The 19,254-nt window shown below is 67.3% G+C and carries 19 protein-coding genes and 1 pseudogene; 8 read left to right on the top strand and 12 right to left on the bottom strand.

The window, feature by feature from the left end; genetic code table 11:
- The 7 genes and pseudogenes from A37U_RS0136285 to A37U_RS48870 all read right to left on the bottom strand — a co-directional run bounded on the left by A37U_RS0136285 (position 1) and on the right by A37U_RS48870 (position 6,259).
- A complete protein-coding gene (locus A37U_RS0136285; RefSeq protein ID WP_040589762.1) occupies positions 1-1,710 on the bottom strand; it encodes an alpha/beta hydrolase in 1,710 nt (569 codons plus the stop codon).
- 2 nt (positions 1,711-1,712) lie between these two features.
- Entirely contained in the window at positions 1,713-2,036 is a 324-nt protein-coding gene (locus A37U_RS0136280) for a hypothetical protein (RefSeq protein ID WP_157183258.1), read from the bottom strand.
- Between the two features lie 235 nt (positions 2,037-2,271).
- Positions 2,272-3,072 (bottom strand): annotated as a pseudogene (locus A37U_RS47140) (RNA polymerase sigma factor); the annotation flags it as partial.
- Positions 3,073-3,082: 10 nt separating this feature from the next.
- Entirely contained in the window at positions 3,083-3,490 is a 408-nt protein-coding gene (locus tag A37U_RS0136270) for a YciI family protein (protein WP_020501562.1), read from the bottom strand.
- The gene (locus A37U_RS0136265; RefSeq protein WP_020501561.1) at positions 3,475-4,344 is read right to left on the bottom strand and encodes a class I SAM-dependent methyltransferase; all 870 of its coding nucleotides are present in this window, start codon (positions 4,342-4,344) and stop codon (positions 3,475-3,477) included. Before A37U_RS0136265 ends, A37U_RS0136270 begins: the two co-directional genes overlap by 16 nt.
- Positions 4,341-5,387 carry a hypothetical protein gene (locus tag A37U_RS0136260; RefSeq protein WP_157183257.1) on the bottom strand — a complete coding sequence of 349 codons (1,047 nt, stop codon included), beginning with the start codon at positions 5,385-5,387 and terminating at the stop codon, positions 4,341-4,343. The genes A37U_RS0136265 and A37U_RS0136260 overlap by 4 nt, the downstream gene beginning before the upstream one ends.
- A 227-nt stretch (positions 5,388-5,614) precedes the next feature.
- Positions 5,615-6,259, bottom strand: coding sequence for a TetR/AcrR family transcriptional regulator (locus tag A37U_RS48870; RefSeq protein WP_020501559.1), 645 nt, complete (start codon positions 6,257-6,259; stop codon positions 5,615-5,617).
- Positions 6,260-6,491: 232 nt separating this feature from the next.
- On the opposite strand from A37U_RS48870, the gene A37U_RS0136250 reads away from it, so the two are divergent.
- Genes A37U_RS0136250 through A37U_RS0136225 form a run of 6 tightly spaced genes read left to right on the top strand, consistent with a single transcriptional unit; the run spans position 6,492 to position 12,515 of the window.
- Entirely contained in the window at positions 6,492-7,679 is a 1,188-nt protein-coding gene (locus tag A37U_RS0136250) for a lipid-transfer protein (RefSeq protein WP_020501558.1), read from the top strand.
- A gap of 11 nt (positions 7,680-7,690) precedes the next feature.
- Complete coding sequence (locus A37U_RS0136245) at positions 7,691-8,122, top strand: type II toxin-antitoxin system Rv0910 family toxin (protein ID WP_020501557.1); 432 nt, start codon at positions 7,691-7,693, stop codon at positions 8,120-8,122.
- Positions 8,123-8,128: 6 nt separating this feature from the next.
- Positions 8,129-8,989 carry a MaoC/PaaZ C-terminal domain-containing protein gene (locus A37U_RS0136240; protein WP_020501556.1) on the top strand — a complete coding sequence of 287 codons (861 nt, stop codon included), beginning with the start codon at positions 8,129-8,131 and terminating at the stop codon, positions 8,987-8,989.
- A 13-nt stretch (positions 8,990-9,002) separates the two neighbouring features.
- Positions 9,003-9,881, top strand: a complete 879-nt coding sequence (locus tag A37U_RS0136235; RefSeq protein ID WP_020501555.1) for an SDR family oxidoreductase — start codon at positions 9,003-9,005, stop codon at positions 9,879-9,881.
- Positions 9,882-9,885: 4 nt separating this feature from the next.
- Positions 9,886-11,121 carry an acyl-CoA dehydrogenase family protein gene (locus tag A37U_RS0136230; RefSeq protein ID WP_020501554.1) on the top strand — a complete coding sequence of 412 codons (1,236 nt, stop codon included), beginning with the start codon at positions 9,886-9,888 and terminating at the stop codon, positions 11,119-11,121.
- A 29-nt stretch (positions 11,122-11,150) separates the two neighbouring features.
- The gene (locus A37U_RS0136225; RefSeq protein WP_020501553.1) at positions 11,151-12,515 is read left to right on the top strand and encodes a pyridoxal phosphate-dependent decarboxylase family protein; all 1,365 of its coding nucleotides are present in this window, start codon (positions 11,151-11,153) and stop codon (positions 12,513-12,515) included.
- Here the strand turns inward: A37U_RS0136225 and A37U_RS47130 are convergent.
- Positions 12,499-12,957, bottom strand: coding sequence for a hypothetical protein (locus tag A37U_RS47130; RefSeq protein ID WP_020501552.1), 459 nt, complete (start codon positions 12,955-12,957; stop codon positions 12,499-12,501). The genes A37U_RS0136225 and A37U_RS47130 overlap by 17 nt on opposite strands.
- A 79-nt stretch (positions 12,958-13,036) precedes the next feature.
- On the opposite strand from A37U_RS47130, the gene A37U_RS0136215 reads away from it, so the two are divergent.
- Positions 13,037-13,618, top strand: coding sequence for a TetR/AcrR family transcriptional regulator (locus A37U_RS0136215; protein WP_240437793.1), 582 nt, complete (start codon positions 13,037-13,039; stop codon positions 13,616-13,618).
- 70 nt (positions 13,619-13,688) lie between these two features.
- Here A37U_RS0136215 and A37U_RS0136210 read toward each other — a convergent pair whose 3' ends face one another.
- Positions 13,689-14,636: a phosphotransferase family protein gene (locus A37U_RS0136210; protein ID WP_020501550.1), complete on the bottom strand. Its 948-nt coding sequence runs from the start codon at positions 14,634-14,636 to the stop codon at positions 13,689-13,691.
- 92 nt (positions 14,637-14,728) lie between these two features.
- On the opposite strand from A37U_RS0136210, the gene A37U_RS0136205 reads away from it, so the two are divergent.
- Positions 14,729-15,970 (top strand): YeeE/YedE family protein, encoded by a 1,242-nt coding sequence (locus A37U_RS0136205; protein WP_020501549.1) that lies wholly within the window; start codon positions 14,729-14,731, stop codon positions 15,968-15,970.
- On the opposite strand, the gene A37U_RS0136200 is transcribed toward A37U_RS0136205, so the two are convergent.
- The 3 genes from A37U_RS0136200 to A37U_RS0136190 are packed head-to-tail and all read right to left on the bottom strand — an operon-like array spanning position 15,967 to position 19,225.
- Positions 15,967-17,406 carry a flavin-containing monooxygenase gene (locus A37U_RS0136200; RefSeq protein WP_205623101.1) on the bottom strand — a complete coding sequence of 480 codons (1,440 nt, stop codon included), beginning with the start codon at positions 17,404-17,406 and terminating at the stop codon, positions 15,967-15,969. The two genes, A37U_RS0136205 and A37U_RS0136200, sit on opposite strands and share 4 nt — an antisense overlap.
- Before the next feature lie 5 nt (positions 17,407-17,411).
- Positions 17,412-18,629: a cytochrome P450 gene (locus tag A37U_RS0136195; RefSeq protein WP_020501547.1), complete on the bottom strand. Its 1,218-nt coding sequence runs from the start codon at positions 18,627-18,629 to the stop codon at positions 17,412-17,414.
- Positions 18,626-19,225, bottom strand: coding sequence for a TetR/AcrR family transcriptional regulator (locus A37U_RS0136190; protein WP_020501546.1), 600 nt, complete (start codon positions 19,223-19,225; stop codon positions 18,626-18,628). Before A37U_RS0136190 ends, A37U_RS0136195 begins: the two co-directional genes overlap by 4 nt.
- Between the last annotated feature and the right edge of the window lie 29 nt (positions 19,226-19,254).

Raw genomic sequence — 19,254 nt, 5'->3', positions numbered from 1 at the left:
TCATTTTGGTGTACCAAACATGAATCCGGGAGTGAAGTAGCTGGCGTCGCGTAGCATCCGGTCTCCTTCGGTTTCGGGTTTCACTAGCTCAGAGTGCCCGGATCCGACTGCGGCCATGTTGTATTGGCTGGTGGTCCCGTTGTTCAGATATTCGCTGTGTCCGAATGCTGGCGCCAGTGGGTCTCCGCCCTCTGGGTTTGCCTTGATGTTGGTGCTCATGTGTTGGATGTTCGGGTCGCTGTAGGTGTCGGGTCCAAGTGGTCCGCCGGGGCTGGTGGGGAGGTGGAACAGGTCTGAGGTGTGTCCGGCTGCTGGTACGTAGTCGGTCGCGGCCTGTTCACTGTAGATGTGCCCGCCGTTGACATGTGGCTTGTTCCAGCCCTCACCGGGCGATCCGAAGAGCACGGCGTCGTTGGCGGGTGTGTTGTGGCCGAGCGCTTCCCCGGTCGTGGTGGAACCATATGAGTGCCCCAGCGCAGTGAGATGCAGGGGTGCGTTGTTGGCTTCGTGTGCAACGCCGACTCCGCTGAGAAAACCAGCAAGCTTGTTCCCACCGTGTTGCGCCGCCTGTGGAAGCGCTACCGATTGGCTACTGGCCACCTCGTCCGCTTGGGGTGCCTGGTAACCGATCCAGGTCACAGCGGCGTTCGAACCACCTCCATGCACCCTGTTGAGGTAATTCTCCTTCTGTAGAAGATCGGCCATGGCGCTGTCGTAACCCTTGATGGAACCGTCGACTGTGGTGGTGAAGCCGGGGGTGAAGACGTTAACGTTCTTCGCGCCGTCGACATCGCCGATTCCGATCGCTGCTTCCATCCGTGGATGGGTGTCATCGAGCACAAGCAGCGATCGATTGCCACGGTGCATGGTTTCTTTGATCTTGTCGAGCGACTTGAGCTTTGCCTCAATGCTCTTGATCTCGTCAACGCTGCCGCTGTTCTTGAGCCGCTGCATCAGTCGCGCTCGCATCGCCGGGATCCGGTTCATGTTGGCCTGCGACCGCGCAACGGCGGGAACCCCGTTCAGGTTGCCGATCTTGTCCGGCGTGGCCCCAATAGCCGCGCCCTGCTCAGCTTTGGACAAGGTGCCCCACCAGGCAGCATTCTGGGCAGCTGTGCCACCTGCTGGCGGATCGGGAGTTGTCAGCGCCATGGCGGCAGTGCCCGCTGCGGCTGCCGTGGTGAGGTTCCCCGTTTGCCCGACTCCGTATTGACCCGCTCCCGCCTTGCCGAACACACCCGCCAGATCGGCATCGATATCGGTTGCGGTGCGTACGACCTGTTCGAGTTTCGCGGTGATCTCTTGCTTGGCGCGCTCACGGTCTTCGGGATGGATGTCCGGCGGCAGGGGCTTACCGGCGAAGGTGTCGGTCACGTCACCGTTCTCGCCGACCTGAAAGCCGTATTTGCGGCCGAGTTCTTCGGCCTCGTTGATCTGACGCGGCAGTGGCCGGACCGCATCGGATGCCTGCGCCAGCCCTTTGACGATCGCTGCCAGCCCGGCCGCGTGGCGATCCCCCTGTTGGAGAAGTTTGTCGTGCGCGGCCATCGCGCTCGCGGAACTCTTGCCAGTCCAGTCGCCTTCGCTGATCTTCGTCCCGGCGAATTCATCACCCTCGCTGGTCAGTACTTGAAGTTCGCGCTGGACTTCGCTGCGGGCTTGTTCGAGTTGGTCGGCGTTCCATTTTCGGATATCGCTGATCGAAACCATGTTCACCGACCCCCATCGGCTCTCGCGCTGCCCTCGACGTGTACGCCTTTGAACCGATCGCTGCTATCGAGCTCGTTCGCCGAATAGCTGTCGTCGGCGGCACCCACCTTCGCCCCCTGTGCAGCGATCGCCTTGCCCCACGCCGGGACCTCCTGCGTCAGTGAACAACCTGACGCGGCGGCGCCAGCGGTGCCACCCGGCAATGCGGAACCGATCTTGCCGAACCCACTCGCCAGATCGATACCGCTGATCTTCCCGCCAGCCGCGCCCGCCCGCTGCGCATACGCGCGCATCGCAGGCGAAACCACCCCAAGGTCACCAGCCACATTTCCCTCCACGCATGTCGACCACCCACTGCCGAGCGTAAACGATCGAACGCGCAAAAGGCATGAGTAGAACTACTCAACCGAAGGCAGAAAATATGCGCAACAACCGGCGCGGCACACCGAGACAGGCGCGCAACCAGTACGGAAGCTGCTCTCACCCCGCCTCGCCGCCGAGGCGGCTCAGAGACGGGTGGGATACGTCGACGGATAACGATTACATCAACAAATCTGATTCAGCTATCGCGGCCTGGGCCTGAAACTCGCCGAGCCGATCGCGGGCCAGCGCCGCCTGCAGGATCCCGACGCCCTCGGCGATCATCCCGGTGTCCCACCGGTCACGGTCCTGTTCGGCGAGCGGGATCAGGCTGCCGTCCGCCGCGGTCCGGCTCGCCCGCCGGGCGTGGTGCAGCAGCATCAGCGCGTGCAGCCCGGAGACCTCGGGATGGTCGTACCCGGCCGCGAGCATCCTGGTGAGCCGGATCGCCTCGGCCGCGAGATCCACCGCTGTCGAGTACCCCTCGTTGAATACCAGGTAGAGCACGCGCAGCACGGTGCCCACATCCCCGGGCCGGTCGAACCGTGCGCCCGAGACGGTGCGCTTGGCGCGGCTGATGCGCTGCGCCATGGTCGCCTCGGGCACCAGATAGGCCTCGGCGATCTGCCGGGTGGTCAGCCCGCCGAGCGCCCGCAGGGTGAGCGCGACCGCGGACGAGGGCGTCAGCGCCGGATGGGCGCACCGAAAATAGAGCCCGAGCGTGTCATCCACGGTTGACACAGGCCCGGGTTTCGGTTCACCGTCCAGCAGGTCCTCGCGCCTGCGCCGGGCGGTGTCGGCCCGGGTCGTGTCCAGGAAGCGGTTCCAGGCGACCGTGATCAGCCAGCCCTTCGGATCCCGTGGCGGATCCCGTGGCCAGGTTTCCAGTGCCCGCACCAGCGCGTCCTGCACGGCGTCCTCGGCCGTCGCGAACTCGGCCCCGCGGCGGACGAGGACGCCGATCACCGCGGGAACGAGTTCCCGCAGCAGTTCCCTGTTCATCCGGACACTGTCATTCGGTCACCGATGGCCGCTCGTTCAGGAACGGGCGCAGTTCGAGCCATTCGTGGATCGGTTTCCCGGCGGCCCCGGGCGCCGCGGACAGTTCCCCGGCCAGTTCCACGGCCCGCTCGTAGCCCTCCACGTCGATGACCATCCAGCCCGCGATCAGGTCCTTGGTCTCGGCGAACGGACCATCGGTGACCGGCGGGCGCCCCTCGCCGTCGTAGCGGACGAAAGTGCCTTCCGGGGCGAGCGCCTGGGCATCGACGAACTCACCGGTCTGCTCCAGCCGGGCCGCGAACTCGTTCATGTACCGCATGTGCGCCGAGATCTCCTCCGGCGTCCACTGGTCCATGGGGATGTTGTTGACCGCGGCCGGAGCGCCCCGGTAGTGCTTGAGCATCAGGTACTTGGCCATGAGGTTCTCCTCGGTGTCGGTCGTGACCCATTCTGGCCACGTTCGCCCCGGGGACGGAGCCGTTCACCGATTCTCGACATCCCCGGCGGAAGTTTTTCCGCCGCCGTCACGAGCATCAGCGAACCGGCGAAGCTCGGCTGCGTGCGCAGGTGTCCGTGCAGGCGATCCCAGGTGCCGTCGGCGAGCTCGGCACGCAGTCGTTCCAGGCCGCGCTGCCGATCCTGGTCCGGGACGAAGCTCCACGCCGAGCAGGCCCGCAGCGCCCGCGGGTCGAGGAAGGACTCCGGGCGCCCGTAGTAGGCCTCGTTGAACCCGTCGACGCAGTCCAGCGGCACCGGGATCACGGTGCTCGTGGTGTGTTCGCCGAGCGCGCCGCGCAGCCGGGCGATCGCGGGATAGCGCCGGGCCTCCACCTCGATGACCTCGGGAACGTACTCGGTGAGCCAGAACCGGTGCAGCCGTTCCGGATCGCAGGTCAGCACCAACACCGGACCCCTGCTGACCCGGCGCATCTCGCGCAGCCCAGTCTCCGGATCGCTCCACTGGTGCACGCTGAACGTGGTCATCGCGGCATCGAAGGAATCGTCCGCGAACGGCAGATCCTCCGCGTTCGCGTCCACCGCGGTGGAATCCGCGCGCTGGGCCCGCATGGTCGCCGAGGGCTCGACCGCGGTGACCTCTCGATCGGCCGGTTCGTAGGAACCGGTGCCCGCGCCGACGTTGAGCACGGTGCGGGCGCCGCCGAGCGCGGCCTGGATGGGCGCGGCGATGCGCGGATCCGGACGGCGGTAGTGCGCATAGCCCGCGCCGATCCGCCCGTAGTCGGCGTCCCCCGCGCTGCCGTCCGTACTCATGCCTCCTGCTCGGCGGGCTCCTCGATGAGATAGGGGTGGACGATCCCCTCCTGATCCGGGTACGGGCCGAACCAGTCCTCGAATGCGGGGCCGTGCGACTCGTCCGGTTCGTAGAGCCATTCGTGGTCGAGATTGGCGAACACCCGCGCGTCGAAGGCGGCGAGCATGCGCTCCACCGGAAGCTCGTCGAGCAGCCCGGCAAGGTCCAGCTGCCCCAGTGCGAGGGACTTGACCAGGTGCAGGGCCAGTGCCTCCGCCGGACACGAGGGACCGGACCACTCCGGTCCGCAGAGCCGGTGCCCCAGGATCGCGGTGGTCACCAGGAACTGCTGGGCGAACAGGGCCGTGTACCGCTCCGCGTGCCTGCCGGGCAGCTGGTCGAGCACCCACAGACCGTCCTGCTCGCTGACCGGTTCCTCGGTCTCACGCAGGATCTGGATGTCGGCGAACAGCTCATCGGTGAGGATCTCCAGTCCCTCGAGCAGCGCCCCGGCCAGGTAGGCCGCGTGCTGCTCGGTGACCTCCTCGTCCTCGGTGCCGAACAGCTCCGGGGGAAGGGCCCGCAACCGCTCGGCATAAGAGAGCAGGTGGGTGCGCCGCTCGGCGAGATCCTGTCCCTCCTCCGCTGCTTCTTCCTCCCCCTCAGCGGCCCGGTCGCCGTCCCCGTGCACCGCGGTGGCCAGATCCGCGTCGCTGGCGGTCACCGCGCAGCGGGTGAGCTGCCAGCCGGGCAGCAGTGGGGTTTCGGCGAGCAGCTCGCCGAGCACCGCGCGTGCCCCGTCCTCGGCGAAGGCCAGCGCGGGGGCCTCCATGACCATGGTGACCACCGCGCCGTCCGGTTGCCCGCTGACCTGATGATCGAGCGCTTCGACGGCGACCCCGTCGGGTCCGTCCACCCCGGCGAGCGCGTCCAGTTGTTCGTCGATCAGCGTGACGACCCCGAGCTGCTGCAGCGGGTCCAGTTCGGGTGCACCCTGTGGTGCGGTGATCTCGGCGATGAGCTGATATTCCACGGCGAGCAGTCTTCCAGTACGGGCCGTCACCCGGCGACCGAGGCCCGGAGCACGCCTGGGAGCTCCATGTCCTGCCGCGCTGTGACGTTGGCGAAGTACCTTCGCATGGACGTTGGCGAAGTACCTTCGCATGGACCTTGGCGAAGTACCTTCGGGTGGACGTCGGCGAGATACCTTCGCGTGCGGCTCAATCCTCCGCCTTGCCGATCTCTGGCGCGGGTGTCCCGCAGGGCACCCGCTGATCGGACTCCCGCTCGCTATGGACGAGGGCTCCCGGACGCACTCTTGCCCACCGCCTTGTCCACTGCGCGCGCGATGAGTTGCTCCAGCTGACCGCGCACGATGCGCCACAGCGACTCGATGGACTCCGGGGAGCCGATCAGCCCGACCACGGCGACCCCGCGCACCGCGGAGAGCACGGTCAGCATGATCGGGTAGATGTCCTCGTTGCCCGTCAGTTCGGGGAAGGTCTCGTCCAGCATTCCCCGGATCATCCCGATCAGCCTGCGGTTGAGCCCCGCGAGCCGGGCACGCAGCTCGGTGTCGGTGCGGCTGGCGATGGCGATCTCGGTCGCCGCCTTGAACGCGGGCGTGTCGTGCAGGTTCCACAGCCGGTCGAGCAGCAGCAGCGCGCGCTCGGTGGTGTCCGTCCCGCGCGGGGGATCCAGCCGCACCTGTTCGATGAGCTGATCCATCAGGTGCTCGAGCGCGGCCGCGACGAGTTCGGTCTTGGCGGAGAAGTGGTAGTTCTGCGCACCCCTGGTCACCCCGGCCCGCAGGGCGATCTGCGCGGTCGTCACATTGCCGTAGCCGTGCTCCACGACGCAGTCGATCGTCGCCTCGAGCAGGGCCTGCCGTGTCTCGGCGCGCCGCTGGGCCTGGGTCCGCCTCGGAGCAGCCACGAATCACATCCCCTTCCCCTCGTCGAAGAGCACGCCTGGCGGCTCCGTGTCCTGCTGCGCTGTCATCTCGGCGCAGTGCCTTCGCAGGCCAGCGCCTCGCCACGCTGACTCCCGCTCGCGACGGACGAGAGTCCCCGGACGCACTCGACGGGGGATCGTACCTTTCCATTTACATACCGGCATGCCAGTATGTAACCTGAACCCGGTCAGCGTCGACAGATCAGGAGTGGTCGTGGCGAACAAGGTGTACGTCATCGGTGTCGGGATGACGAAGTTCGAAAAACCCGGCCGGGTGGAATGGGATTATCCGGAAATGGCGCGCCAGTCGGGAACGCGCGCGCTCGAGGACGCGGGGGTGCCCTACGAATCCGTGCGGCGCGCGTTCGTCGGTTATGTGTACGGGGAATCCACCTCCGGACAGCGCGCGGTGTACGAACTCGGGCTGAGCGGTATTCCGATCGTGAACGTGAACAACAACTGTTCCACCGGTTCCACGGCGCTCTACCTGGCGGCGGAGACGGTGCGCGGCGGGCTCGCGGACTGCGTGCTCGCGCTCGGTTTCGAGAAGATGAAATCGGGATCGCTTGGCACCACCTTCGATGATCGCGAGCAGCCGATGATGCGCCACATCCAGGCGCTGTGCGAGCTCTACGATCCGGTTTTCCCGCCCGCGCCGTGGATGTTCGGTGCCGCGGGGCGGGAACACATGAGCGAACACGGCACCACGGCCGAGCAGTTCGCCAGGATCGGCCTGAAAAACCACAAGCATTCGGTGAACAATCCCTATTCGCAGTTCCAGGACGAGTACTCGCTCGAGGACATTCTCGGTTCGCGGGAGGTCTACGAACCGCTGACCAAACTGCAGTGCTCGCCGACCTCGGACGGGTCCGCGGCCGCGGTGCTGGCCAGCGAGGCCTTCGTCGCCGAACACGACCTCGCCGATCAGGCGGTGGAAATCGTCGGGCAGTCCATGACGACCGACTTCGCCTCCACCTTCGACGGCACCGCGAAGAACATCGTCGGCTGCGATATGACCGTGCAGGCCGCGCGGGAGGTGTACGAGCAGAGCGGACTGGGCCCGGAGGACTTCCAGGTGATCGAGCTGCACGACTGCTTCTCGGTCAACGAGTTGCTGACCTACGAGGCGCTCGGCCTCTGCGCGCCGGGCGAGGGCGGGAAACTCGTGGACGATGGCGCGACGACCTACGGCGGCCGCTGGGTGGTGAACCCCTCCGGCGGGCTGATCTCCAAGGGGCACCCGCTGGGCGCGACCGGTCTCGCCCAGTGCGCCGAGCTTTCCTGGCAGCTGCGCGGAGCTTCCCAGGCACGCCAGGTTCCCGAGGTTTCGGCGGCATTGCAGCACAACATCGGTCTCGGCGGTGCCGCGGTGGTCACTGCCTACCAGCGCGCGCGACGGTGAAGGAGTAACGCATGGGCAAGATCAACGCGTCGGTTCAGCTGAATGCCGCGCCGGACAAGGTGTGGGCACAGTTCTCGGATCCGAACAATTTCGAGAAATGGCTCACCATCCACACGAAGTGGAAGGGCGAGGTTCCCGGTGAGTTCGCCAAGGGAGCCCAGGCCACCGAGGTGGTGACCATGCTCGGCATGCCGAACACCATCACCTGGACTGTGGACGAATTCGAGGCACCGAGCAAACTTTCCATCTCCGGGACCGGAATGGCCGGAGTCAAGGTCCGCTTCGCCCTGAGCGTGGCCGCCTCCGATGGTGGCACCCTGGCCACGATCGACGCCGAATTCGAGGGGCAGATGCTCACCGGGGCGCTCGGCAAGGCCGTGGAAAAAGACGGCAAGAACAATCTCGACGAATCCATGGCGAAATTCGCCGAACTGCTTGATTGAGGATCGATGAGCGAAGAGCTGACATTCGACGAGTCCGGGCTGCACACCTGGAACGAGCCGAAGACCTTCGAGGTCACCAGGGAGCGGATCGCGCAGTACGCGGAGGCCAGCAACGATCCCATTCCCGCGCACCGCGCCGGGGATGTCGCTGCTCCGGTGTTCGCGATCGTGCCGGTCTTCGAGTCGCTGCTGGAGCCGGTACTCGGGGTGGTTCCGCCGAGCACCATCGGCCGCGTGGTACACGGGGAACAGGATTTCCGGTTCCACCGCCCGATCCGGCCCGGGGATCAGCTGGTCTCCAGAGGGAAGATGACCGGCTGGCACGGGACCGGTAAGGGCACCCCCGCCTGTGTGTACCTGGAAAGCCGCACCCCGGAGGGAGAACTGGTCACCGAGCAGTACGTCACCTTCTTCGTGCGCGGCTTCGATGCCGGGAGCACGGTCGGCGAACAGGCACCGGAACACCGGTTCCCGGAAGGACTGCGGGATTCCGCTCCCGTGGCGAAGGTCGTCGCGCACGTGGACGAGGACCAGACCTTCCGGTACAGCCCGGCCGCCGGTGACCCGATGCCGATCCACCTGGATGAGGAGGTCGCCAAACAGGCCGGGCTGCCCGGGATCATCGTGCACGGACTGTGCACCCAGGCGTTCACCTCCTGGGCGGTGCTCACCGAACTCGCCGGCTCGGAGACCGCGCGGCTGCGCAGGCTCGCGGTGCGGTTCGCGAAACCGGTGCTTCCCGGACAGGACATCACGACGCGGATGTGGCAAGCGGGCGAGAAGGACGGCGTGACGAGCTACGCCTTCGAGACGACAGTTGGCGAGACCGTGGTCATCTCCGACGGCCTCGCCGAGATCACCGGATAGGAGCGAAGATTTCATGGGAGAACTCGACGGACGGGTCGCCGTCATCACCGGGGCCGGCCGGGGCATCGGTCGCGAGCACGCGCTGCTGTTCGCGAAGGAGGGGGCCAGCGTCGTGGTCAACGACCTCGGCGGGGCCAATGACGGATCGGGAACGGACGCCGGTCCCGCCCAGGAGGTGGTGGACGAAATCCGTGCCGCTGGTGGGAAAGCGGCCGCGAACACGGACAACATCGCCGAATGGGCGGGCGCGAGGAACCTCGTCGAGCAGGCGGTCGCGGAGTTCGGCAAGCTCGATGTGCTGGTGAACAACGCGGGCATCCTGCGCGATGCGTTCATCGCCGGGATCGAGGAATCCCAGTGGGACGCGGTGATCGCGGTGCACCTGAAGGGGCACGCCGCCGTACTGCACCATGCGGCCGCGTACTGGAAGGCCAAATCCAAGGCGGGCGAACAACTTTCCGCCGCGGTGGTCAACACGGCCTCGGCCTCCGGGACCACGCTGCCGAACGCCGGTCAGGTCAACTACGGGGCGGCGAAAGCCGGGATCGCGGCCATGACCCTTGTCGCGGCACAGGAACTCGAACGCTACGGGGTCCGGGCCAACGCGATCGCCCCGATCGCCCGCACCCGGCTCACCCTGGCCACCCCCGGGATGGGGGCGATCTTCGGCCAGGAGGTACCCGAGGGCGAGTTCGACGCGTTCTCCCCGGCGAACATCTCCCCGCTCGTGGCCTACCTGGCGACCGAGAAATGCCCGCACACCGGGCAGGTTTTCGCCGTGCAGGGCGGATCCATCCAGAAGCTGCAGGGCTGGTCGGTGGACAAGACCACCGAGACCGAGGGGCCGTGGACGATCACCGATGTCGCCTCGCGGCTCGGGGAATGGGCCTGATCGCATGATCGAATGGTCGGAAACCGAACTGCTCATCCGGGACTCGATCCGCGAGTTCATCGACAAGGAGATCCGCCCGCGCACCGATGAGCTCGAATCCGGGGAGCTGCCCCCGTACGAGGTGATCCGCACGCTGTTCGCCGCCTTCGGGATCGACGCGCTGGCTCGCGAGCAGACCACCAAGCTGCTGGAGAAACGCAAGCAGGGCAAGGAATCCAGTTCCGGCTCCGGTGGCGGATCGGCGTTCGGCGGTAACGAGTCCATGGCGATGATCGCGATCAGCGAGCTCGCCGGGGTGAGCCTGGGCATCGTGGTCTCCATGGGCGTCTCGATCGGGCTCACCGCGCAGACCATCATGAGCAAGGGCACCCTGGCCCAGCAGGAGCGCTGGCTGCCGAAGCTGGCCACCTTCGAACACGTCGGAGCCTGGGCGATCACCGAGCCGGATTCGGGCTCGGACGCGCTCGGCGGGATGAAGACCGTGGTTCGCAGGGACGGAGACGGTTATGTCCTCAATGGACAGAAGACCTTCATCACCAACGGCCCGTACGCCGATGTGCTGGTGGTCTACGCCAAGCTCGATGAGGGCGACGGAACTCCGGTGCGGGACCGCAAGGTGCTCTCCTTCGTGCTCGAATCCGGGATGTCGGGCCTGACCCAGGGCAAACCGTTCAAGAAGATGGGCATCATGTCCTCCCCGACCGGGGAACTGTTCTTCGACGACGTCCGGCTCGGACGCGAGCACCTGCTCGGCGAGACCGAGGACCGGGCGAGCGGGGAGGACACCACCAGCGAGGTGAAGTCCAGCTTCACCCTCGAACGGGTCGGGGTGGCCGCGCTGTCGCTGGGCATCATCGAGGAATGCGTGCGGTTGTGCGTGGACTACGCGAACAATCGCAGCTTGTGGGGCCGGGATATCGGCAGTTTCCAGCTCGTCCAGCTCAAACTGGCGAACATGGAGGTGGCCCGGATCAACGTGCGCAATATGGTCTTCCACGCCCTGGAGGCCGGCCGTGCGGGCAAATCCCCGAGCCTGGCCGAGGCCTCGGCGATGAAGCTGTACTCCTCCCAGGCGGCCACCGAGGTCGCCATGGAGGCCGTGCAACTGTTCGGTGGCAACGGATACATGACCGAATACCGGGTCGAACAGCTCGCCAGGGACGCGAAGTCGCTGATGATCTACGCGGGCAGCAACGAAATACAGGTCACCCATATCGCCAAGGGGCTGCTCGGCAGATAACGGGCTCCGTGGATGGCAAGATTGTCATCGTGGACCTCAAGCACTGGCTCGCGCACGGTATCGACGAGATCGGGAAATGGGAGGCGGAGTACGGCGGCTTCGCCGCCCACCCCGCGCTCGAGGTGGGCGACGGTGAGTTCGGCGCGGCGTTCGGTGAACTGCTGGACCGGTTGCGGGACAATTACCCGTTCGCCCATCCCCGGTACGCGGGCCAGATGCTCAAACCACCGCATCCGGCCGCTGTTGCCGGGCAGCTGGCCGCGATGCTGATCAACCCCAACAACCACGCGCTGGACGGGGGACCGGCGACCGCGGCGATGGAGCGCGAGGTCATCGCTCGCCTCGCCGCCATGTTCGGTTTCGGCACGCATCTGGGCCACCTCACCACCAGCGGCACCATCGCGAACCTCGAGGCCCTCTTCGTGGCGCGTGAGCTGCGCCCGGGCACCGCGATCGCCTACAGCGCGGATGCGCACTACACGCACGCGCGGATGGCGCACCTGCTCGGCGTGCCCGCCCGTCCGGTGGCCACCGACGCGGCCGGCCGGATGGACCTCGACGCGCTGGAATCCTTGCTGCGTCAGGAAAATATCGGCACCGTGGTGCTCACCGCGGGCACCACCGGGCTCGGCGCGATCGACCCGGTCCACGAAGCACTCGAACTACGCGACCGTTACGGGGTGCGGCTGCACGTGGACGCGGCGTACGGCGGCTTCTTCACCCTGATCGCCGATGACGGTCCCGATGGCGTGACCGCCGCCCCGTACACCGCCATCGCCGCCTGCGATTCGGTCGTCGTGGATCCGCACAAACACGGGCTGCAGCCCTACGGCTGCGGTGCCGTGCTGCACGCCGATCCTTCGGTCGGCCGCTTCTACCGGCACGACTCGCCCTATACCTACTTCACCTCGGACGAGCTGCATCTGGGCGAGATCTCCCTGGAGTGCTCGCGCGCCGGTGCCGCGGCCGCCGCACTATGGCTGACCATGCGGCTGCTCCCGCTCACCGCGGATGGGCTCGGCGCGGTGCTGCGGCCCGGCAGGCGCGCCGCGCTGCGCTGGCATGAACTGCTCACCGAATCCGGCCTGCTCGTTCCCTATCAGCGTCCCGAACTGGACATTCTCGGCTATCTCCCGCGCGCGGAGCGACTCTCCGATGTGGACCGGATCAGCGCCGAGGTGCTGGAGAAGGGGATGAGCGCCGAACCCGGGGATTCGGTTTTCCTCGCCACCTACGGGGTCAGCGCCGAGGCACTGGCCGCGCGCGGGCACCCGGTGCGGGCCGACCGGCCGGGCGGGCGGATCCTGCGCAGCGTGCTGATGAAACCCGAACACGAGCAGTGGAGCGAATGGCTGTGCGGGCGGATCGGGGAACTGGTCAGGGATGTGCGCTGACCGCCTTGCGCAGCAGGGGATGCGCGGTGCGCACGTGCACCAGCGATACCGGCGGCCAGATCAGGCGTGCCGCGCCGTTGCGGTAGCGCACGAAGGTGCCCCATACGATGCGGTCCCCGTCCGGCCAGAACACATTGCGCGCGAGCATCAGAGGAGATTCCTGCTCGACAACCGCGGCGGTGTCGTCCGCCGAGACCAGGCGCCAGCCGAGCACATGCTGCGGCGAACCATTGGGGCCGAGCCGGAAACCCAGCGCCAGCGACCAGCCGGTGCGCAGGAAGGTCCGCATGACCGGGGAACCGCCCTCGAAGACCGCGCGCGCCCACTGCTCCGGGCTGCGCTGCTCGGCGCTCCGCGCGGCGAACGCTACCGTGTAATCACAGCCGGGCAGCGCGGCGAGCGCGCCCAACCGTTCCGGCACCTCGATCCTGCGCACGGTCATCGAACACCTCCGCTATTAGATTCATGTACAATAAGTCGACAGGCGGTCCCGGTCAACCATCGCTGAACCTGGAGTGTTCGTGCCCGCACCACGACGACGGCTTTCCCCGCGGCAGCGCCGCGAACACCTGCTCGAGATGGGTGCCGAGGTGTTCACCGCGCACCCCTACGCCGAGGTCTCGATGGCGGGCGCGGCCGAGTACGCCGGGGTGTCCCGGGCGTTGCTGTATCACTACTTCCCCGGCAAGGCGGAGTACTTCGCCGCCGTGTACCAGCGCGCCGCCGACCAGCTGCTCGCCGGTATCGCGCTGGAGTCCGGCGCTGGGCTGGACGAACAGATCACCGCCGGCCTGGACGCGCACATCGAGTTCTTCGCCACGCATCCCGGGCTCGTGCTCGAAGCCAACACCGGTGAACCCGCTCGCGATCCCGCCGTGCAGGGCATCATCTCGGCGGAGCTGAACGAACTGCGTGCCCGCATGCTCGACGCGTACGGCTACACCGGGCACGAACGCGAACTCGCCTCGGCCGCGCTGCTGGCCTGGCTGGAGTTCATCCGCGCGATGTGCGTGGAATGGCTGCGGCGCAGGGAGATCAGCAGGGAAGAGGTACGCGCCACCTGTCTTCGCACCCTGCGAGCCGCGCTCGAATCGAGTGCCTGACCGGACTGGTCTCCGGAAACCGATCCGGTTTCTCTACCACCGGGCCGAGGGGGTGGTGTTCAGCAACTACTCATTCGAGCCCCCACAACACTTCGGCGAGCTCGGCGTAATCGGTGATTCCGGTCAGATCGAGCGGAACCTCTTCGAACACGTCGAAGTCGTGCAGCAGGGTGAATCCCAGCATGGTGCGTGCGAAGTCCGGGCCGTGCGCCCACCCGGCGACGTCCAATGCGGTGGCGAGCAGTTCGCGGTCGGCGCGGAAGGTGTTCAGGTGCAGCTGAACCAGGCCGTAGTACGGGTTTCCCGCGTATACGTCGGTGAAGTCGACCAGCCCGGTGAGTTCGGCGCGCTCGGCGTCCACGAACAGGTTGCGCCCGTGCAGATCGCCGTGCACGAAGGCGGGTGCGCCGAGCAGTTCCCGGACATCCGGTAGCTGCTCCTCGAGCGAGTCGAGCAGTTCCCGGGCGAGGTACCCCCATTCCCGGTGTTCGGCGACGGTGACCGCGCGGCGCTCGGCGAGTAGTTCGGCGAACACCGGGGAATCCGGGCGCAACAGTGCGTTCCCGGTCAGTGGGAGATCGTTGAGGCCGCGCAGCAGGGTCCCCGCGTGGGCGGCGAGGGCGAGTTCGGTTGTCCTGTCCGCTTTTCCGATCGCCTCGGGCCACGCGCGCCCCGGCACGACGGTACACACCAGGAACGGCCAGGGCCAGTGTTCGCCGCCGGGGAAGAGGTCGCCGCGGGCCACCGGTTCGGGGACCGGCAGCCCCGATCCGGCGAGCACCTGGTAAGCCTCGGTCTCGGTGGCCAGGCTGTCGGGTCCGCACCAGTGCTCCCCGTAGAATTTCACCACGAAACCGTTGTCTCCGACCAATACCGGGTTCGTGCTCTCCCCGGGGACGGTGAAGTGCTCCGGTTGCGCCAGCCCGGCCGAGTCGAACGCGGTGCGCGCGTGCGGTTCCCAGAATTCGAGCGAGTTTCGTAGCTCCGCGTACTCATCCGGTGACTGGATCGCCTGCATGGACCAAGGATAGCGTCCCGAGGAATGGACATCCGGGAAACCGGGCGTGGGCGCGCATTACGCTGCCGGACAGTGAGCTGAACGGAGGACGGATGGCGGTAATCGAGGCCGTGCGATCGGCCAGGCGGCCGGTGATCGAGCGCGCACCCGCGGCACGGGCCGGAGTGGTCGCGGTCGGTGTTCTCCTCGCGGTCGCGCTTGGCGCCGCGGTGTTCAACGCGGCGGGCTGGAAACTCACCCTGCTCTACGTGTTCGGCCTGCTGCTCGGGCTGGCGCTGTTCCACTCGCGGTTCGGGTTCACTTCGGCCTGGCGGCAGCTGGCGACGGTGGGGCAGGGCACGGCGCTGCGCGCGCACATGCTGATGCTCGCGGTCGCCTGCGTGCTGTTCTCCGTGGTGCTCGGCACCGGGACGAGCCTTTCCGGGGCACCGGAAGGAAATGTGCTTCCCGCGGGCGTCGGTGTGGCGCTCGGTGCCTTCCTGTTCGGGGTCGGCATGCAGATCGGCGGCTCCTGCGCGTCCGGCACCCTGTTCGCGGTGGGCAGTGGGCAGACCGCGATCATCTACACGCTCGGCGGGTTCATCCTCGGTTCGATCGCGAGCGCCTTCGCGGCGAACTGGATCACCACGCTGCAGAAGATCGGCCCTACGGTCTCGTTCGCCGACACCCCGCTCGGTTATCCGGGCGCGGTGCTGATCTCTTGCGCGATCATCGGCGTGATCGTCGGGATTTCGGTTCTGGTGCAACGCAAACGCAATCCACCACCCGCGGGGCGCCCGCCCGCTGCCCGCGGGATCGCGCGGGTGCTGCGCGGTTCCTGGCCGCTGTGGGCGGGCGCGATCGTGCTCGCCGTGCTCAACGCCGCGACCCTGTTCGTCTCCGGGGGACCGTGGGGTATCACCTCCGCGTTCAGCCTGTGGGGCGCGAAACTGTCCGGCTGGCTCGGTATCGACATCTCCGGCTCCGCGTACTGGCGGGTGCCAGAGCACGCCGCGGAACTCGATGCCTCGGTGCTCGCGGACAAGACCTCGGTGATGGACTTCGGGATCATGATCGGCGCGCTGATCGCCTCGGCGCTCGCCGGTGCGTTCATCCTGCACCGCAATGTGCCCTGGCGTACCGCGCTCGGTGCCGTGCTCGGCGGGATCCTGATGGGCTTCGGCGCGCGCATGGCGGGCGGCTGCAATATCGGCGCGTACTTCTCCGGCATCGCCTCGTTCAGCCTGCACGGCTGGCTATGGGGGATCATGGCGGTCGGCGGGACCTACGCGGGCATCCTGCTGCGCCCGGCATTCGGCCTGACGAACCCGAAACCGAGCGATTCGATCTGCTAGGCGAAACGCATACCGTCCTCGATCCGCCCATGCCGCAGTAACAGCACATCGCGCAGGTAGTTCTGGTTCAGCCGCCAGGGTTTCCTCGGCCCCTGCTTGGGTAACACATCGATACCGCGGCGCACATAGCCGGAGTGCAGATCGATCAGCGGCGTGGTGCGCGCCACTCGCCCGGGTGCGCGCGGGGTGCCCATCCGGTAGCCGCGGGCGTCCATGTGCCCGATCAGGCGGCAGACGTAGTTCGCGACCAGATCGGCCTTGAGGGTCCAGGAGGCGTTCGTGTATCCGATGGTGAGCGCGAAGTTCGGTACCCCGGACAGCATCATTCCCTTGTACGCCAAGGTATTCCCCGGGTGTACCGGCCGGGAGTCCACGAGCAGTTCCATCCCGCCGAGCAGCTGGAGATTCAGCCCGGTCGCGGTGATCACGATATCGGCGGCGAGCTCGGTGCCCGAGGAAAGCCGAACCCCGTCGGCGGTGAAGGTCTCGATGGTGTCGGTGTGCACCGTCGCGGTTCCAGTGCGCAGCGCGGCGAACAGGTCCCCATCGCCCGCGAAGCACAACCGCTGGTCCCAGGGCCGGTAGCGGGGATTGAAGTGCACGTCGACCGGGTAATCGGCGCCGAGCGCGCGCTGGTTCGCGGTACGGATGAGTCCGCGCACGAGTTCCGGGCGCAGCCTGCTCAGCTTGAAGAAGGCCAGTGTGGTCAGGATGTGTTTCCACCGCACGAGCGGATAGGCCAGCCGCGTGCCGAGCAGCCGGGTGAGCCGGACCGCGGTATTGTCCGTGGACGGCAGCGGGAGCACGTAGCTCGGCGACCGCTGCAGCATGGTCACCTGTTTCGCGGTCGCGGCCAGTTCCGGGACCAGGGTCACCGCGGTGGCCCCGCTGCCGATCACCAGCACCCGTTTGCCCGCGTGGTCCAGCTCTTCCGGCCAGTGCTGCGGGTGCACGAGCGTCCCGGTGTACCGCTCGACACCGGGGAACTCCGGGGTGAATCCTTTGTCATAGCGGTAGTACCCGGTGTTGGCGAACAGGAATCCGCAGCTGATCCTGGTCGTCTCACCCGCGTGCCGCACCTCGACCGTCCAGCGCGCCGTGCTCGTGGACCACTCGGCGCGCACCGCGCGGTGGCCGAACCGGATGTGTTCGGTGATCCCGTGTTCGTTCGCGGTGTGCCGCACGTATTCCCGGATGGACTCCCCGTCGGCGAGCGAACGCGCGGACGGCCAGGGTGCGAATTCGTAGCCGAGGGTGAACATGTCCGAATCCGAGCGCACTCCCGGATAACGGAACAGGTCCCAGGTTCCACCGATCGCCGAACGCGCCTCGAGCACGGCGAAACTCTTGCCCGGATGCGTGGCGCGCAGGCGGCAGGCCGCGCCGATCCCGGAGAGCCCGGCGCCGATGATGAGCACGTCGACGTGTTCGTCCACCGCGATCACCGTACCGCCACGGGAAGTTCCTGGAGACCGCGCAACACGATGTTGTCCTTCCACACCGGGGTTCCGGCGAGCCGGAGCTCGGGGACGCGCTCGAACAGGGCACGGAGCACGATCCGGCCCTCGAGTCTGGCCAGCGGTGCGCCGAGACAGAAGTGCACGCCCTGGCCGAACGCGAGATGTTTCGTGGGGTTGCGGGCGATGTCGAAGTTCTCGGGTTCGGCGAACACATCCGGATCGCGGTTGGCCGAACCAACGAGCAGGATCATCGCCGCACCACACGGAATCGCCACCCCGCCGACCTCGGCGTCCTCCCTGGCGAGGCGCATGGTCATCTGTACGGGAGAGTCGTAACGCAGCAGTTCCTCCACCGCGGCCTCGGCTCGCTCGGGTTCCGCGCGGAGCAGGGCGAGCTGGTCCGGATGGCGCAGCAGCGCGAGTGTTCCGTTCCCGATGAGGTTCACCGTGGTCTCGTGCCCGGCGATCAGCAACAGGATGCAGGTCGCGATCAGGTCATGCTCGGCGAGTCCGGGAACGGCGAGCAGCCCGGAGATCAGGTCCTCGCCGGGATGCGCGCGGCGCTCGGCCGCGAGCGTGCGCAGATACTCGCCGAATTCGAGCCGCGCCGCGAGCTGTTTCTCCCGGACCCCTTCCGGCATGAGGAAATCCGGGTCCAGGCCCCGGGCCATGGCATGCGACCAGCGCACGAACTGTTCCCGGTCCGCATCGGGAATGCCGAGCAGTTCGCTGATCACCGCGACCGGGAGCGGATAGGCGAGCTCGTCGATCAGGTCGAACGGTTCGCCGCGTTCGAGGATCCCGTCCAGCAGTCGTGCGGTGATCTCCTCGATGCGCGGGGTGAGTTCGGCGACCGTTCCGCGGGTGAACGCCCTGCTGACCAGTTTACGCAATCGGGTGTGCTCGGGCGGGTTCTGCACGAGGAACGAGCGCACCGGCCTGCCGTGCTCGTCGAGCAGGGATTCCGGGAGTTCGTCGGGGCTTCGGCGCAGCGCGAGCGCCTGATCCGGTTCCGCGTGCCCGAAGCTGCTGTCCCGCAGCACCGCGGCGCAGTCGGCCTGCCTGGTGAGCACGAACAGGGCGTCCGCGGCCTCGAGGATCGGGGAATTCTCCCGCAGCGCCCGGTATCCCGGATAGGGGTCGGCGCGCCGGGCGGGATCGAAGAGTGTCTGCAGTGCCGTGTCCTGGGTGGCGGTCATGATGTGTCCTCCGTGTGCTCGATGCCGGTGAACAACCACTGCAGGGCGCTGGCGAACAGTTCGGGTGGCGCGCTCGCCGGATCCACCCTGCGCCGTCGCACGAGCCCTTGGAACAACGCGAAAACCACCGTGGCCACGGTGTCCGGGGGAACCCCGTGAGTGTCCACGGATTCGGTGATCAGCCGGGCGAGCGCGGCGTGCGGTTCGCGCATCTGCTCGGCCATGGTGTCCAGCACATGTGGATTGCGCACCGCGTAGAGCCAGAACTCCGCCTGCAGTGGCGCGAAATCCGCGTCCTTGTCCGCGAGGTCCACCAGGTATTGGCTGATCGCCCGCAACGGATCGGTCGCCGTCGCCGCGCCCTCGCGCACCAACTCCTCGGCGGCCGCGATCTGACTGCTCGCCCGGCTGGACAGCAGTTCGAGGAACAGCTGTTCCTTGCCCTCGAAGTTGGCGTACAGCGCGCCGATCGTGAACCCGGCTGCTTCGGCGATCTCGTCCACCGTGGCGCCGTGGAATCCCTTGCGCGCGAAGGTGAGCGCGGCGGCGTCCAACAGCAGCTCACGGGTGCGGGTCTTGGCTTCGGCTCGGCTCATCCGGCGACTCACATAGTCGACGCTATTCG

Source organism: Sciscionella marina DSM 45152 (assembly GCF_000379465.1).
Classification (GTDB): Bacteria; Actinomycetota; Actinomycetes; order Mycobacteriales; family Pseudonocardiaceae; genus Sciscionella; species Sciscionella marina.
The sequence above is the reverse complement of the archived record's forward strand: the minus strand, read 5'-3'. Positions and strand labels throughout refer to the sequence as shown.

Coding starts and splice junctions, on each gene's coding strand:
- A37U_RS0136240 (WP_020501556.1), top strand. CDS start 8,129: ATGAGCGAAGAGCTGACATTCGACGAGTCCGGGCTGCACACCTGGAAC.
- A37U_RS0136195 (WP_020501547.1), bottom strand. CDS start 18,629: ATGACCGCCACCCAGGACACGGCACTGCAGACACTCTTCGATCCCGCC.
- A37U_RS0136235 (WP_020501555.1), top strand. CDS start 9,003: ATGGGAGAACTCGACGGACGGGTCGCCGTCATCACCGGGGCCGGCCGG.
- A37U_RS0136270 (WP_020501562.1), bottom strand. CDS start 3,490: ATGGCCAAGTACCTGATGCTCAAGCACTACCGGGGCGCTCCGGCCGCG.
- A37U_RS0136190 (WP_020501546.1), bottom strand. CDS start 19,225: ATGAGCCGAGCCGAAGCCAAGACCCGCACCCGTGAGCTGCTGTTGGAC.
- A37U_RS0136230 (WP_020501554.1), top strand. CDS start 9,886: ATGATCGAATGGTCGGAAACCGAACTGCTCATCCGGGACTCGATCCGC.
- A37U_RS0136210 (WP_020501550.1), bottom strand. CDS start 14,636: ATGCAGGCGATCCAGTCACCGGATGAGTACGCGGAGCTACGAAACTCG.
- A37U_RS47130 (WP_020501552.1), bottom strand. CDS start 12,957: ATGACCGTGCGCAGGATCGAGGTGCCGGAACGGTTGGGCGCGCTCGCC.
- A37U_RS0136265 (WP_020501561.1), bottom strand. CDS start 4,344: ATGAGTACGGACGGCAGCGCGGGGGACGCCGACTACGGGCGGATCGGC.
- A37U_RS0136245 (WP_020501557.1), top strand. CDS start 7,691: ATGGGCAAGATCAACGCGTCGGTTCAGCTGAATGCCGCGCCGGACAAG.
- A37U_RS0136285 (WP_040589762.1), bottom strand. CDS start 1,710: ATGGTTTCGATCAGCGATATCCGAAAATGGAACGCCGACCAACTCGAA.
- A37U_RS0136205 (WP_020501549.1), top strand. CDS start 14,729: ATGGCGGTAATCGAGGCCGTGCGATCGGCCAGGCGGCCGGTGATCGAG.